Source organism: Candidatus Thiodictyon syntrophicum (assembly GCF_002813775.1).
Taxonomy (GTDB): Bacteria; Pseudomonadota; Gammaproteobacteria; order Chromatiales; family Chromatiaceae; genus Thiodictyon; species Thiodictyon syntrophicum.
Window position 1 is genome coordinate 5,074,054 of record NZ_CP020370.1, and the last position, 15,708, is coordinate 5,089,761.

At 67.1% G+C, this 15,708-nt stretch carries 10 protein-coding genes and 1 CRISPR repeat array; of the genes, 7 read left to right on the forward strand and 3 right to left on the reverse strand.

Going from position 1 to position 15,708, the window contains the following annotated elements:
* Nucleotides 1–51: 51 nt before the first annotated feature.
* From tnpC (THSYN_RS21440) to tnpC (THSYN_RS21450), 3 genes are all read left to right on the forward strand, one after another.
* Complete coding sequence (gene tnpC / locus THSYN_RS21440; protein ID WP_100920916.1) at nt 52–1,641, forward strand: IS66 family transposase; 1,590 nt, start codon at nt 52–54, stop codon at nt 1,639–1,641.
* Between the two features lie 144 nt (nt 1,642–1,785).
* The gene (locus THSYN_RS37420) at nt 1,786–1,953 is read left to right on the forward strand and encodes a Fic family protein (protein ID WP_157817841.1); all 168 of its coding nucleotides are present in this window, start codon (nt 1,786–1,788) and stop codon (nt 1,951–1,953) included.
* Nucleotides 1,954–2,176: 223 nt separating this feature from the next.
* Complete coding sequence (gene tnpC / locus THSYN_RS21450; RefSeq protein WP_100918359.1) at nt 2,177–3,763, forward strand: IS66 family transposase; 1,587 nt, start codon at nt 2,177–2,179, stop codon at nt 3,761–3,763.
* 217 nt (nt 3,764–3,980) lie between these two features.
* Nucleotides 3,981–11,146: direct repeats of the CRISPR family, unit length 36 nt; unit sequence GTTTCCGCGGCGAATTCGCCGCGGCCTCATTGAAGC.
* 80 nt (nt 11,147–11,226) lie between these two features.
* Here the strand turns inward: tnpC (THSYN_RS21450) and THSYN_RS21455 are convergent.
* Together THSYN_RS21455 and THSYN_RS21460 are read right to left on the reverse strand one after the other, a co-directional pair.
* Complete coding sequence (locus THSYN_RS21455; RefSeq protein ID WP_100920918.1) at nt 11,227–11,712, reverse strand: phage virion morphogenesis protein; 486 nt, start codon at nt 11,710–11,712, stop codon at nt 11,227–11,229.
* An 88-nt stretch (nt 11,713–11,800) separates the two neighbouring features.
* The gene (locus THSYN_RS21460) at nt 11,801–12,688 is read right to left on the reverse strand and encodes a PBECR2 nuclease fold domain-containing protein (protein ID WP_100920919.1); all 888 of its coding nucleotides are present in this window, start codon (nt 12,686–12,688) and stop codon (nt 11,801–11,803) included.
* 41 nt (nt 12,689–12,729) lie between these two features.
* On the opposite strand from THSYN_RS21460, the gene THSYN_RS21465 reads away from it, so the two are divergent.
* From THSYN_RS21465 to THSYN_RS21480, 4 genes are all read left to right on the forward strand, one after another.
* On the forward strand, nt 12,730–13,143 hold the full coding sequence (locus THSYN_RS21465; protein ID WP_100920920.1) for a structural protein: 414 nt from the start codon (nt 12,730–12,732) through the stop codon (nt 13,141–13,143).
* A gap of 57 nt (nt 13,144–13,200) precedes the next feature.
* Entirely contained in the window at nt 13,201–13,593 is a 393-nt protein-coding gene (locus THSYN_RS21470) for a hypothetical protein (protein ID WP_157817842.1), read from the forward strand.
* A gap of 6 nt (nt 13,594–13,599) precedes the next feature.
* Nucleotides 13,600–13,947 carry a hypothetical protein gene (locus THSYN_RS21475; protein WP_100920922.1) on the forward strand — a complete coding sequence of 116 codons (348 nt, stop codon included), beginning with the start codon at nt 13,600–13,602 and terminating at the stop codon, nt 13,945–13,947.
* A gap of 81 nt (nt 13,948–14,028) precedes the next feature.
* Complete coding sequence (locus tag THSYN_RS21480; protein WP_157817843.1) at nt 14,029–14,265, forward strand: hypothetical protein; 237 nt, start codon at nt 14,029–14,031, stop codon at nt 14,263–14,265.
* Between the two features lie 850 nt (nt 14,266–15,115).
* On the opposite strand, the gene rnhB is transcribed toward THSYN_RS21480, so the two are convergent.
* A complete protein-coding gene (gene rnhB, locus THSYN_RS21485) occupies nt 15,116–15,706 on the reverse strand; it encodes a ribonuclease HII (protein WP_100920924.1) in 591 nt (196 codons plus the stop codon).
* Nucleotides 15,707–15,708 lie beyond the last annotated feature (2 nt).

Sequence of the window (15,708 nt, forward strand, 5' to 3'; positions counted from 1 at the left end):
TATGGCACAAGCTCCTAAATCAGCGCGCGCAAGCGCCGCCACGCCACCGCCATGCACCTGAGCGATCACGACCTCAGACAATTCGACGACGCCTACCTGCAGACGCTCACGTCGGCGCAGGCACGGGCGTTGTTGGGCAAGGCGCTGGCGGATTTGAAGGCCGCGCGCGAGCGGCTGGGGCAGAACCCCTCCAACAGTTCGCGACCACCGAGCACGCGGTTGCCCTGGGAGGGGGTTGGCGGTCAGGAAACGCCCGCTGGCGAGCCCGAGGTCCCCGCGGTGTCGGGGGACGTCGCCGCTGTGGCAGACACCCCCGGCGCCGCTGCTGAGCCGGAGGAGACGGCGGATCCCCGGCCGCGCCGCCAGGGCTCGCGCCGCCCGCTTAGCGGCGCCCCGCCCGGTCGGCGCCCGGGGACCCCGGGTCACAGCCGCACCCAACACCTGCCGGTCGATGCCGAGCAGTCCCACCGGCCGACCTGCTGTGCGGGGTGCGGCCAAGCGTTGACGGATGCTCATGCGTCGCGGGCACACAACGCCCGCTACGAAATCGAGCTGATCCAGCCCGGTGTCGGCGCGACTGGACTGCTGCTGCACCAGACCAAGCACACCTATTATGAATGCGCCTGCGATTGCGGGCACTGGACGCAGGCGCAGCCGGGGCGCGCGCAGGCCGAGGTCGAGTGGACGGTGGCCCTGACCGAGTGGCATCTGGCCGGACCGTTGCTGGTGGCCTTCATCTGCGCCTTGAGCCAGCGCATGCGCCTGTCGCGGGCGCGGGTCCGAGAGTTTTTGTCCGACTGGCTGGGGCTGGAGTTGTCCACCGCGACCATCAACCAATGCCTGCACGAAGCCGGACGGGCGGTCGCCCCGGTGGTGGAGGCGGAACTCTACGCGGCGGTGCGCAATGTCGAACTGCGCTATGCCGATGAAACCAGTTGGAAGGAGCATGGTCGGCTGCGGTGGCTGTGGGTGTTCACCTGTGCCACCGCCACGCTGTTCGTCGTTGGCAAGCGCTCGGTGGAGGTCGTGCGCCAGGTGCTCGGCGAGACCTTCAACGGCTGGTTGATGAGCGACGGCTTCTGGGCCTATCGCGACCTGGACCAACGGCTGCGCTGCCTGGCCCACCTGATCCGCAAGGCCCAGGCGCTGGAAGATGGCTTGGAACCAGCGGCCCAGCGCTTTGGCATCGAGATCCTGACAGTCATCGCGACGGTCATGGCCGCCGTTTACGACGCCCGCGGCGCCCCGCCCCCCGCCGGGGCGCTGCGCGCACGCCACGCGCCGATGCTCAATGCCCTGCTCAATGAGTGCCTGCGTCAGCGCGATGCGCCGCATGAGAAAACGCGCGCGCTGGCGCGCGAGTTGCTCAACGACTGGGACACCTTCTGGGTGGTGCTCGACCATCCGGAGCTGCCGTTGACCAACAACGAGGCCGAGCGCGCCCTACGCCACTGGGTCATCGCCCGGCGCATCGGCATGGGGACCCGCACCGCGCAGGGCACCCGCGCCTTCGCCCACCTGGCCAGCGTCATCGAGACCTGTCGCAAACGCGCCGTCTCGCCCTGGCCGTATCTGGCCGAAGTGGTCCGCCAGCGGCGCCAAGGACTTCAGGCCCCGCCGTTGCCCTCACCAGCCAGCTGATCAGGGCGACCCCCGCCAGGGCTGCTTAGCAACCAGGGGGGGCTAAACGGTTACGGGCGGTTTCGCGTCGATTAGAACTGGATCGGCTCGCCGGGCTGCGCGATCGGGGATGCAACCTTCGTCCCACCGAGCCCGTTACGACTGTTGGATCACCTGGAGGATTGGGAGCGGTATCTCGCGACCCAGGATCGCGATGGTATCGCCCAGACAGCCATCGTCCACGCCCAATTCGAGTTGATTCACCCCTTCAAGGACGGCAGTAACCGTTTAGCCCCCCCTGTTCTTAGCCCCCTCGCGGACGGCGTGACGTAGTTTCGGCCAGCCACGCCCGGTCCGCACAGCGGACCCTACGGGGAGGCTGCGCGCCCGTAGGGTCCGCTGTGCGGACCAGCGACCGCGCGGCCAGCGGGATGGCCGGGAGTCGGATGAATGCCTCGCCGACGATCATAAGCCTACGCGACAAAGCTCGACGGTCCTGGCAAACTATGGCCCAAGCTTCTATACGAGAGTGCGCCAGCGCCGCCACGCCCCCGCCATGCACCTGAGCGATCACGACCTCAGACAATTCGACGACGCCTACCTGCAGACGCTCACGTCGGCGCAGGCGCGGGTGCTGTTGGGCAAGGCGCTGGCGGACCTGAAGGCGGCGCGCGAGCGGCTGGGGCAGAACCCCTCCAACAGTTCGCGGCCACCGAGCACGCGGCTGCCGTGGGAGGGCACGGGCGGTCAGGACACGCCCGCTGGCCAGCCCGACGTCCCCGCGGGGTCGCAGGACGGGGCCGCTGCGGCAGACACCCCCGGCGACGCTGAGCCGGCGGGGCCGGCGGCGCCCCGGCCGCGCCGTCAGGGCTCGCACCGGACGGTCACCGGCCAGCCCCCCGGTCGGCGCCCGGGCAGCCCGGGGCACAGCCGCACCCAGCACCTGCCGGTGGACGCCGAGCAGCCTCACCGGCCAACCTGCTGTGCGGGGTGCGGCCAGGCGTTGACGGATGCTCATGTGGCGCGGGCACACAACGCCCGCTACGAAATCGAGCTGATCCAGCCCGGTGCCGGCGCGACCGGACTGCTCCTGCGCCAGACCAAGCACATCTATTTTGAATGCTGCTGCGATTGCGGCCACTGGACGCAGGCGCAGCCGGGGCGCGCGGCGGGCGAGGTCGAGTGGACGGTGGCCCTGACCGAGTGGCATTTGGCCGGACCGTTGCTAGTGTCCTTCATCTGCGCCTTGAGCCAGCGCATGCGGTTGTCGCGGGCGCGGGTCCGTGAGTTTCTGTCCGATTGGCTGGGTCTGGAGTTGTCGAGCGCGACCATCAACCAGTGCCTTCACGAAGCCGGACGGGCGGTGGCCCCGGTGGTCGAGGCGGAACTCTACGCGGCGGTGCGCAATGTCGAACTGCGCTATGCCGATGAAACCAGTTGGAAGGAGCATGGTCGGCTGCGGTGGCTGTGGGTGTTCACCTGTGCCACCGCCACGCTGTTCGTCGTTGGCAAGCGCTCGGTGGAGGTCGTGCGCCAGGTGCTCGGCGAGACCTTCAACGGCTGGTTGATGAGCGACGGCTTCTGGGCCTATCGCGACCTGGACCAACGGCTGCGCTGCCTGGCCCACCTGATCCGCAAGGCCCAGGCGCTGGAAGATGGCTTGGAACCGGCGGCCCAGCGCTTTGGCAGCGAGATCCTGACGGTCATCGCGACGGTGATGGCCGCCGTTTACGACGCCCGCGGCGCCCCGCCCCCCGTCGGGGTGTTGCGCGCACGGCATGCGCGGATGCTCAACGCCCTGCTCGACGAGTGCCTGCGTCAGGTCGATGCGCCGCATGAGAAGATGCGCGCGCTGGCGCGCGAGTTGTTCAACGACTGGGACACCTTCTGGGTGGTACTCGACCATCCGGAGTTGCCGTTGACCAACAACGAAGCCGAGCGCGCCCTGCGCCACTGGGTCATCGCCCGCCGCATCGGCATGGGGACCCGCACCGCGCAGGGCACCCGCGCCTTCGCCCACCTGGCCAGCGTCATCGAGACCTGTCGCAAACGCGCCGTCTCGCCCTGGCCGTATCTGGCCGAGGTAGTCCGCCAGCGCCGCCAAGGGCTTCAGGCCCCGCCGTTGCCCTTACCTGCCATCTGACCGATCGCCGCGACCGGCCGTGATCATAATTGCGGCCCGGCCGCGGCTGGCACGCGTCGCAGCCGGGGTCGCTCCTACGGCGTCGGAGCGGTTCCCGGCCGCGACGGGCCGCCGCAAGGGCTGATGGCCGGATTTATGATCAAGGCCGCCGCGACCCGCCGGGACTCCTTGGCACCCAGCACCCAGGGGGGGCTAAACGGTTACGGTGGCGATCGAAGTTTCCGCGGCGAATTCGCCGCGGCCTCATTGAAGCGTCGACGCGGATATCCGACACGGCGAGCTCGACCACGTTTCCGCGGCGAATTCGCCGCGGCCTCATTGAAGCCGGGAGGTCGCGTGATGGGCGGTAAGCGTGGCGGTGGGGTTTCCGCGGCGAATTCGCCGCGGCCTCATTGAAGCCCAGTCTTTCGCTTCCGTTTTGGTCCGGAAGCTGCGCGTTTCCGCGGCGAATTCGCCGCGGCCTCATTGAAGCCATTCGGGCACCGCCGCGATGGACGCGCGGGCGGCCTCGTTTCCGCGGCGAATTCGCCGCGGCCTCATTGAAGCTTCTCCCAGGCGATATGCCGCGCATGATGCCGCCGCTGGTTTCCGCGGCGAATTCGCCGCGGCCTCATTGAAGCCTGCACGCCCACCGGGTTGGTCCATGTGCCGACAGCGTTTCCGCGGCGAATTCGCCGCGGCCTCATTGAAGCGTTATTTGCTGCGCACGGATGAATACGGGCGAAGCACTGTTTCCGCGGCGAATTCGCCGCGGCCTCATTGAAGCCATCATTTAGCCGCTTCGTCACAAAATCCCCACCCGGGTTTCCGCGGCGAATTCGCCGCGGCCTCATTGAAGCTCGGTAGCGATGGCTCGTCTGTGCTAACCGATCGGGGTTTCCGCGGCGAATTCGCCGCGGCCTCATTGAAGCTCCCCGGACTTTAGCAACCCCCACCCAAGCGGCGCAGGTTTCCGCGGCGAATTCGCCGCGGCCTCATTGAAGCTGCACCCGCGCCGCGCCGCCCTCGGCGCTGGTCATGGTGTTTCCGCGGCGAATTCGCCGCGGCCTCATTGAAGCCTGGCGACTGCGGCCGATGGGTCGGTGCTGTTGGACCGTTTCCGCGGCGAATTCGCCGCGGCCTCATTGAAGCTCTGGGGCGGTTGGGTGAGTGCCTGAACGGTCAAGATGTTTCCGCGGCGAATTCGCCGCGGCCTCATTGAAGCCCTTACTATTTCGATTGGTTGACGACTCAGCGGGTGTTTCCGCGGCGAATTCGCCGCGGCCTCATTGAAGCGAATCTATTGCGCGCGGTTCCTATGGGGGCCAAGGGGTTTCCGCGGCGAATTCGCCGCGGCCTCATTGAAGCCTTGTTTGACGAGGCCCGCGACTACGTGTCCACCTTCGTTTCCGCGGCGAATTCGCCGCGGCCTCATTGAAGCACGAAGTCGGTGGCGTCGGCGATGGTGATGGTGAGCCGTTTCCGCGGCGAATTCGCCGCGGCCTCATTGAAGCGTTGCTCGCCGTCGCAGGGACTTCCGCAGTCTCGACGTTTCCGCGGCGAATTCGCCGCGGCCTCATTGAAGCCGCCTCGGTCGCCGCGCGCTACCGCGGTCGCGTCGTGTTTCCGCGGCGAATTCGCCGCGGCCTCATTGAAGCCTCGTGGATGAAATAGCAGGACGCTCAAACCGAGCCTTTTGTTTCCGCGGCGAATTCGCCGCGGCCTCATTGAAGCCTTGATCGAGTGAAGCCTTCGGAGATCCTTTGGTTGTTTCCGCGGCGAATTCGCCGCGGCCTCATTGAAGCCACGAGACCGACCGGCACCGCCGTGCTATTCCCTGGGTTTCCGCGGCGAATTCGCCGCGGCCTCATTGAAGCGATCAGGTATTGGGACCGCGCCGCCACCATCCCGGTTTCCGCGGCGAATTCGCCGCGGCCTCATTGAAGCGGGTGCTAGAGTGTGCTTACTATGCGCAGCCACCCAAGTTTCCGCGGCGAATTCGCCGCGGCCTCATTGAAGCAGCACTTCGCCGCTTCACCCGCCTCGATCAGCGCGGAGTTTCCGCGGCGAATTCGCCGCGGCCTCATTGAAGCATCGCCACCCTGGCCCTGACCCGGGCCGCTCCGTGAGGTTTCCGCGGCGAATTCGCCGCGGCCTCATTGAAGCCCGGTCAGCGTTGCGTTACCGGCGGCGAGCGCCGCGGTTTCCGCGGCGAATTCGCCGCGGCCTCATTGAAGCGCGCCGGCGCACTGCGCAAAGGAGGATAAGTCCATGGTTTCCGCGGCGAATTCGCCGCGGCCTCATTGAAGCCGGACCCCGGCCCGGCGCTGCTGGAGATCGGCGAAGAACGTTTCCGCGGCGAATTCGCCGCGGCCTCATTGAAGCTTCACGATCGGCGCGGCCGGCACCGTGTCGACCACGTTTCCGCGGCGAATTCGCCGCGGCCTCATTGAAGCGCGACCGGCGCGTCCGACCATCCCACCATGGCGGTGGTTTCCGCGGCGAATTCGCCGCGGCCTCATTGAAGCCGTTTATCGGGTGAGTGGTGATTTATGAGCGTGCTAGTTTCCGCGGCGAATTCGCCGCGGCCTCATTGAAGCCTGGCCTGGCACGGGCAGCAGGTCAAGGTGGGGGTGGGTTTCCGCGGCGAATTCGCCGCGGCCTCATTGAAGCACCCCGCGACAGACGCGGCTGCCGAACTGGCCCCGCTTGTTTCCGCGGCGAATTCGCCGCGGCCTCATTGAAGCAGGACGATCCAGGGTTGGCCGGGGGATGTCTGGCTGTTTCCGCGGCGAATTCGCCGCGGCCTCATTGAAGCGTTGGGGGGCAGTGCACGGGCTGCGCGGTGGGCTCGGCGTTTCCGCGGCGAATTCGCCGCGGCCTCATTGAAGCAAGAACTCACGGGCGCCGAAGAATGACGGCAACCGCGGTGTTTCCGCGGCGAATTCGCCGCGGCCTCATTGAAGCGTCCCGTTGCAGGTGGTGGAGATCGGCGCGGCCGACCGGGTTTCCGCGGCGAATTCGCCGCGGCCTCATTGAAGCTTCGGTGCGGATAAGGCGGCGGCGGAACTGGCGGCGTTTCCGCGGCGAATTCGCCGCGGCCTCATTGAAGCACGCCAATCGTGACCGGATGCCGATTGCGCACGGGGTGTTTCCGCGGCGAATTCGCCGCGGCCTCATTGAAGCTCCCAGGTCCCCGGCTGGACCGCTGGAGATCGGATGAAGTTTCCGCGGCGAATTCGCCGCGGCCTCATTGAAGCTTCCTCGCTGAAGGCGTAGAGTAATGCGCGATCATGTTTCCGCGGCGAATTCGCCGCGGCCTCATTGAAGCGGCCGGCGGGTATCCGGCAAAGCGATATTCCCAAAGAGTTTCCGCGGCGAATTCGCCGCGGCCTCATTGAAGCCCGGTCACCGGCGCACGCGCGGCGACCACATGACCCTGTTTCCGCGGCGAATTCGCCGCGGCCTCATTGAAGCCGCAACGATGGTGGTCGACTGGGGTCGACCTAGCGCGGTTTCCGCGGCGAATTCGCCGCGGCCTCATTGAAGCGGCCTTCTCGAGTACCCGATGGGTGATGATCAAGAAGTTTCCGCGGCGAATTCGCCGCGGCCTCATTGAAGCTCACGTTCGACGGTCCGCCCATCCAGATACGCACGTGTTTCCGCGGCGAATTCGCCGCGGCCTCATTGAAGCAACTGGCCTTTAAGGGCTTTTCGTGGCAATAAGTGATGTTTCCGCGGCGAATTCGCCGCGGCCTCATTGAAGCATGCGCCGCGGCTTCCTTGTCGAAGACCGCCATCAGCGTTTCCGCGGCGAATTCGCCGCGGCCTCATTGAAGCCCGGCGCCAACGCTTGATTATGCCAAGCGTGTTGCGGGTTTCCGCGGCGAATTCGCCGCGGCCTCATTGAAGCAATCGGCGTCCCGGGAGCGAACTGGGAAATCAGCAGGTTTCCGCGGCGAATTCGCCGCGGCCTCATTGAAGCGCTATGAGTGGATCGAGTGGGCGCTGACCGCGCCCGGGTTTCCGCGGCGAATTCGCCGCGGCCTCATTGAAGCCTGCCCATCGACGAGGCCGGCCAGGTCGACCTGCCGTGTTTCCGCGGCGAATTCGCCGCGGCCTCATTGAAGCGATCGGCATCCTGGTCGGCGCGCTGCATGTCTACGAGGGTTTCCGCGGCGAATTCGCCGCGGCCTCATTGAAGCGAGCGGCGCACCTGGCCGTCGATGACCACCGCCATGGGTTTCCGCGGCGAATTCGCCGCGGCCTCATTGAAGCCGTCACAGGCTTATCGCCCCCCTGACACCGCCCATCAAGTTTCCGCGGCGAATTCGCCGCGGCCTCATTGAAGCGCTGACGTGCCCGCGGGCCTCGCGGCCATCGTCGCGGTTTCCGCGGCGAATTCGCCGCAGCCTCATTGAAGCGTCCCGCAGCGGGTATTCGTGGGTCGCGATGCGGCGGTTTCCGCGGCGAATTTGGCGAGGCCTCATTGAAGCGAGGTCGCGGCCGGTGGATTCTCGAAGGTGGCGAAGGGTTTCCGCGGCGAATTCGCCGCGGCCTCATTGAAGCGGGGCCTTCCGCGGGCAGGTGCTCGACGGGGCGCTGTTTCCGCGGCGAATTCGCCGCGGCCTCATTGAAGCTAGGTGAAGGCGGGAAATAGCTCGAGTTGCCCATGGTGTTTCCGCGGCGAATTCGCCGCGGCCTCATTGAAGCTCCTGCAGTACGGACTGGCAGGCGTCGGCCTCGCCAGGTTTCCGCGGCGAATTCGCCGCGGCCTCATTGAAGCCAGTGCGGTCAGGGCTGCCAGGATGGCCGTCTCGTCGGGTTTCCGCGGCGAATTCGCCGCGGCCTCATTGAAGCCGCCGCGCCGGAGGCCGCCGCCGCCCTGGCCGCCCGCGTTTCCGCGGCGAATTCGCCGCGGCCTCATTGAAGCTCCTCGAAGCGCGCGGTGAACTCCGTGATCGTCATCGTTTCCGCGGCGAATTCGCCGCGGCCTCATTGAAGCCAGGCTGGCGGGCTCGGGCACGCCGAAGGCGTCCGGTTTCCGCGGCGAATTCGCCGCGGCCTCATTGAAGCATCTACTTCCGGGCCTACACCCGCCCCAATCCGATGCAGTTTCCGCGGCGAATTCGCCGCGGCCTCATTGAAGCTGGGTTCGGTGCTGACGATGCGTCCGGTGTGTGATGTTTCCGCGGCGAATTCGCCGCGGCCTCATTGAAGCGTCAGGCCGCCCAGCGTGCCGGCCACCGCCACGGTCAGTTTCCGCGGCGAATTCGCCGCGGCCTCATTGAAGCACCGCCCTCGGCCTGCTGATCCGCGACGGTGCCTACTGTTTCCGCGGCGAATTCGCCGCGGCCTCATTGAAGCGCGGCCGTCTGACCCGCCGCTGCCGGTGCTGTACGCCGTTTCCGCGGCGAATTCGCCGCGGCCTCATTGAAGCGGTGCCGCCCGGGGCTGAGGGTAATCTGCTCAGGTGGCGTTTCCGCGGCGAATTCGCCGCGGCCTCATTGAAGCACCTCCGCAATTAAATCCCGCGTCGCCCCCGGCGCATGTTTCCGCGGCGAATTCGCCGCGGCCTCATTGAAGCCGGGGCCGCACACTGCACGCATTGGTTATCGCTACCCTGTTTCCGCGGCGAATTCGCCGCGGCCTCATTGAAGCTGTCGTTAATCCCTTTAGCTTCTCGAATTGCGCAAACGTTTCCGCGGCGAATTCGCCGCGGCCTCATTGAAGCGCCGACCGCACCGCATTCCTCAAGGAAAAGGTAGAGTTTCCGCGGCGAATTCGCCGCGGCCTCATTGAAGCACCGCGTACCGCTCGATTTCCCGCTCAATCCAGGGCGTTTCCGCGGCGAATTCGCCGCGGCCTCATTGAAGCCCGCTTTCGCTTAGTCCGAACAGCGAGATTAGGAGTTGTTTCCGCGGCGAATTCGCCGCGGCCTCATTGAAGCGCCGCCATCGACACGGGACCAACCGATGTGGTGAGGGTTTCCGCGGCGAATTCGCCGCGGCCTCATTGAAGCGCTGCGCACGGTCGGCGCGAAAAAGATTGCAGCGCCGGGTTTCCGCGGCGAATTCGCCGCGGCCTCATTGAAGCGACGGCGACCGACATTTGATCCTTGGCCTGGGTCCGGTTTCCGCGGCGAATTCGCCGCGGCCTCATTGAAGCGAGGCGGGCGGTGAGGATCTGGTCGCGGCGGGCTTGGTTTCCGCGGCGAATTCGCCGCGGCCTCATTGAAGCTGCACGTACTGATTAGCGATGCTTTCGCGCGTCAGGGTTTCCGCGGCGAATTCGCCGCGGCCTCATTGAAGCGTCGCAATCTCCGGGTGGTGATCCTCGATCCAGGCAGGTTTCCGCGGCGAATTCGCCGCGGCCTCATTGAAGCGGCGAAGGCTTCCGCCAGGGCGCGCTCCTGCTCCGGTTTCCGCGGCGAATTCGCCGCGGCCTCATTGAAGCATGGCCAGCGTGAGGGCCTCGCCAGCGATGGCGGTCGTTTCCGCGGCGAATTCGCCGCGGCCTCATTGAAGCGACAGGTTGGACGGGACCAACAACGGCGCGGGTTGTGGTTTCCGCGGCGAATTCGCCGCGGCCTCATTGAAGCACAACTACGGGAGGGGATACTAGCGGGTGTGTTGAACTGTTTCCGCGGCGAATTCGCCGCGGCCTCATTGAAGCGTCCTCAGACTGGTTGGACGAAGCAACGCGAAGACCGTTTCCGCGGCGAATTCGCCGCGGCCTCATTGAAGCTCCAGGGCGGCGAGCAGGCGCTTCAGGGTCGCGTCGTGTTTCCGCGGCGAATTCGCCGCGGCCTCATTGAAGCATTTGCAGCGGGGTCGCGGACAGCGGCGCGCTGCTGTGTTTCCGCGGCGAATTCGCCGCGGCCTCATTGAAGCAAACGGGGTTCTGGGTTAGGGACGAAGATAGTCCGTCGTTTCCGCGGCGAATTCGCCGCGGCCTCATTGAAGCGGAGATCATGGCCGTTTCCAAAGCGCGTATCTCGGCGGTTTCCGCGGCGAATTCGCCGCGGCCTCATTGAAGCAAGGTGAAGTGCTCAAGGTCGGTCAGGACGCTCAGGGTTTCCGCGGCGAATTCGCCGCGGCCTCATTGAAGCCATACGCTCGGCCAACTCCAGATAGTCCCGGGCGTTGTTTCCGCGGCGAATTCGCCGCGGCCTCATTGAAGCCGACCCCTTGACCTCGCACCCATAGGCCATGATGTAGGGTTTCCGCGGCGAATTCGCCGCGGCCTCATTGAAGCATTAGATGATCCAAGCTCCGGGAACTCCCGAAGCAACGTTTCCGCGGCGAATTCGCCGCGGCCTCATTGAAGCGCGGGCGCCGCCTTGGCTTCGTTCGTGAAGTATGGCAGGTTTCCGCGGCGAATTCGCCGCGGCCTCATTGAAGCAACGGGGTTTAAACGGGGTCCCAGGCCGCGGTGTCGGTCGGGGTGCGGGGTGCGGGGTGCTGAACCCTGAACCCTGAACCCTAACCCACGGCCGACTCCAACGCCCGCGTCAGGATCGCCAGCACCTCGGACTGCGCCGCCGGCAGCAGCCCGCCGTCCTGGATCGGCAGATACGGCCGCGGCGGGATATCCCCCCACGGAATCGGCGCCCCGCGGCGGGTCCGGCCCGCGTACCCCTGCGGCATCCCGAACTGCTGCGCCGCCGCGTATACCTTAGATGCGCCCACCCACGCCTTGGTCGCATCCCCCCCATGAGTGATGCTCCCCGCCAGCCCCCCCGACACCTGCAGGATCGGCGCCGCACTCCCGCGCCGCGCCACCGTCACTGGCCGCAGCGCCGCCCACCCCGGCCCGGACGCCTGGAAGGCATCCTCCGTCAGGTTCCCCAGCGTCCGCCCGATGTCCTCCATCACCGGTGCCATGTTCCCCAACTGCGCCAGCACCCGCGCCAGGCCCGCGCGGACCTCGGCGTCATCGATCGTGACGGTGATGCCGCCTTCGGCCATGGGCTATACTCCAGATGTCATCGGGGACTGAGTGCGGCGAACACCCCCTAGGATTCCCCGGGCAGAGCCGAGCGACGCCGCGCTCGGCTCACTCACGATAGCGCAACAAGCCTTGCCGCTGGTCAGCAACATAGGCATTCAAATCAACACCCTGCGCACGTTGCATGGGAAAGGCAGTGATGCCCCCCCACCACTGGCTAGACCACTCGAACACCGCCAGGCCGGGCTGCTCATCGGCCCCCAACAGCCACCACGCCAGATAGCGGCGCCGCAGCACCGTCCGGCCGGCCGCGGCGTTCCATTCCACCCGCTCCCAGATTTCTTGAGGCCGCTTGAGCGTCTCCGCCAGCAGCGGCAAGAAGGCCTCGCGTCCGTTCTTTTGCACCTTATAGACAGGCACCCCGGCCCGGGCACTCTTACGCCGCTGCACAAACAAGTCCGCGCTGATCAGCAGCGCCTCGTCCGTCACGTCCTCGAACACCACCGCCCGGGTCGCACTCGCCCCGAACTCGGCCAGGAAGCGGTCCACGTACCAGGCGTCCGACTGTCCGCCCGGCAGCAACCGCGCGCGCTCGAACGGCCGCGGCAGCGGCAGCGGCCCGGGGCAGTGTCCGGCCGCCAACTCAGTCGGACCACGCTCCGGGCACTGCGCGCCATCGCTCGGCCACGCCGGCAACTCCTCGCGCAGCACCGGATTGAGCCGCACCCCCGCCGCGGCCGCCTGGGCCACGACGGCTTCCAGGATGCCGCCGCCGCGCTGTACCGCCCCCTTCAACACCCGCTGCGCCAGCGCCCGCTCCGCCCCATCCGACCCCGGGATATGGTCCCACCCTGGATCGGCATACAGCACCGCCCGCCCGCCCTCGCGCGTCGGGTCCGCCACGCTCACCCCGCGCTGCACCCAGCGCGCGGGCGTCTCCCCGGTCAGCGGATCGACCGGGCGCCGGCCGGGCGGTTCGCGCTCGAGGATCTGCACGTCGGCCGCGGGGTTTCCGCGGCGAATTCGCCGCGGCCTCATTGAAGCAATGGTGGATCTATGACCGGCAACTCTATGCCCTGCGGCGCATCGCGCGCACCGAGATGGCGACCGCGCATCATCAGGCAGTGATTGCGGTGGGGCTGGAGGACCCGGACGTGACGGGGTTCCGGTGGCGGCTGTCGGCCTCGCATCCAGTAGCGGATATCTGCGACTACTACGCTGACCTGGATCTGGGGATGGGGGCCGGGGTGTTCCCCAAGGACCAGGTACCGCGGGGCAACTCGCATCCGCATTGCATGTGCAGCTTGACGCCGACCATGCGGCAGATGCGTAAGGATGGGGTGCGGGGGTCCACGGACTTCGGGGCCTTCGTTGACCGCTTGCGCCCGGAGCAGCGCGCGGGCCTGGTGCCGGCCTGCGCCGAACAGGCCAGGTCGGCAGGGGTGCCGTGAGCGGAGCTGCTGCGGGCGGATGGGTTTGGGTTGAAGACGCGGACGCAGACGGCTGGGGTGGCGGGCCAGACCGGCGCCGACAGCCAGGCAGACCCGGCGGCGGAGGCGGCCTATGACGGCATTCGGGCGAGTACCACCGATGTGGCGGCGATTGCGCAGACGACAGGCATCAAGCCGGAGAACGTGCAGCAGGTCAAAGATCACACATTCATGCAGGCGCACCTGCTGGACCGCTTCGTGCGGCAGGGCATCGCGCCGCAGGTGCGACGCTTCCACGCGTCCGCCGGCATCGCCGCGGCCTGGGAACGACTGGCGGCCGGCCAGGGTACCGCGCATGATCTACAATTGCTGAGGCACGAGGGGGCGGAGGCGTGGTTCATGCGCCGCCACGGCCCGAGTTTCGACGCCGCGCACACCGCGGCCCATGCGCGGTATCCGTGGAAGGGGTAAGCAGGTATGTTGTTCGGTCGACGCGATGATTGGTGGCTGGCGGCCCGGGTCACGGGACCGACGCATCAGTTCCTGGGGCTGCGGTTCGCGGGTGCCCCGTCCCCGCGGCGGGGCGTGGCGCCGGACGCGGCGCAGGCGGCTGAGATTGCGGCGGGGGTGGCGCGGGCCAATCAGGCGCTGGGTACCGCCTACGCGGTGGCCGACAGCGAGGTGGACCCGCGCGATGATTTCGAGGCCGGGATCTATGCGTGGCTGGCCCAGACGCTGGTGGAGCGGGCGCACGCGGCGGGGGTGGCGTCGGCCCCCGCGCCGAAGCTACCTGAGCATCTGCGCGCGGTCTATCGATCCGGCTAAAGCGGGCGCGCCCCGCACGGCCTATGGAGTTTCCGCGGCGAATTCGCCGCAGCCTCATTGAAACCACAACGGTTTTTCATCATGAAAGAAGTCGTCGACGAGACCAAGACCCCGGCACGCCGCAAGTTCGCCGATGGTGGGCAGTCGCAAGAAATGGCGGACTTCATCGCGGCAGTCGAGCAGCGCCGCCGCGACGGCCCGCCGCCGACCCCGGCCGAACTGGACCGCTACGAGCGGATGCAAGTCGAAGCCGGCGGGCCGATCCCGGAGCGCTTCAAGCATCTTCAGTACATCAATAAGGCGCGGGGTAGGGGATGACGCCCTGGATTGAGCAGCGGGAGATTGGGCCTTGTACCCTCTATCTGGGGGATTATCTGGCGATGCTGGCCGCCGGGCAGATTCCCACGGAATTTTCGCGGCGAATTCGCCGCGGTCTCATTGAAGCGACGCCATGGACCCGCTGTTCGCCGCGCTCCAAGCCTTGTCTTCCTTGGCGAGCTTAGCGCCTTGGCGTGATCATTCCTTTTCTTCGTTTCTTCTTTTCTTCTTCGTGTCTTTGTGCCTTTGTGAGAGAATTCTTATACTTCCTCGCGTCTTGGTGTGAGCGTGACCGCGATCGTGGTGGGCGCCGGCCGTCACCCCGGGCCGCACAGCGGCCAACACATGGGTGACACCGCCGCAGCGGTGTCACCAGCGGGTCCTCTGCGTGGGAATGCCGTGCGGGCGCTCCGCGTCCGGTCTTGGCATTGGACGCGGAGCGCCCGCACTTGCTCCCACGCGGGAGCGTAGGCGCCAGAAGGGCTTAACTTAACGGCATTGGGTTGCAGTGGGGACCTGGATTGCGCTGCGCTCCATCCAGGCTACGCGGCACAGGTCTCTGCGCAATACTCACCCAGTCTTGAGGCGTCACTGCCATCAGGTTAAGCCGCAACGGCTACTGGGAGCGCCGCACCCAAGTCACGGCGCGGACTCTGCTCAACCCACGGCGGCGGGGTGATCTGCGAGATCGCGCCGCGACTTGGGTGCGGCGCTCCCAGCCCGTGCCGGACTGGAAGTGAGGCTAACTTATCTGCAGTGAGTCTGCGGAGCGCGGAAACGAGAGAGGCACTTCATCAGGACCCCAGGTTGCCATCGATTATCCCGCGCAACCCTCGCGCACCTTCATCCCTCATCCCTCATCCTTCATCCCACGCACCGGCGCGAAGCTGCGGCGGTGCTCCGGGCAGGGTCCGAGGCGGCGCAGGGCGGCGCGGTGGACGGCGGTGGGATAGCCCTTGTGGGCGGCGAAGCCGTAGCCGGGAAAGTCCAGATCCAGTCGGCACATGAGCCGGTCGCGCGCGACCTTGGCGAGGATGGAGGCGGCGCCGATGGCGGGGACCAGGGCGTCGCCACCGATGATGGTCTGCACCGGGCAACCGCAGTCCGGGGCGCGGTTGCCGTCCACCAGGACACGGTCGGGGCGGCGCTCCAGCGCGGCGACGGCGCGGGCCATGGCGAGCAGGGTGGCCTGAAGGATATTGATGGTGTCGATCTCCGCGGCACTCGCCCAGGCGACGGACCAGGCGAGCGAGCGCGATTGAATGGCAAGCTCCAAGGCCTCGCGCCGCTTGGGGCTCAATTGCTTGGAGTCGCCGAGCCCGGGGATGGGGCGCGCGGGGTCCAGGATGACCGCGGCGGCACAGACCGGGCCGGCCAGGGGGCCGCGGCCGGCCTCGTCCACCCCGGCGATCAAGAGCAGTCCAGCAGAGTCAGCAATCATCA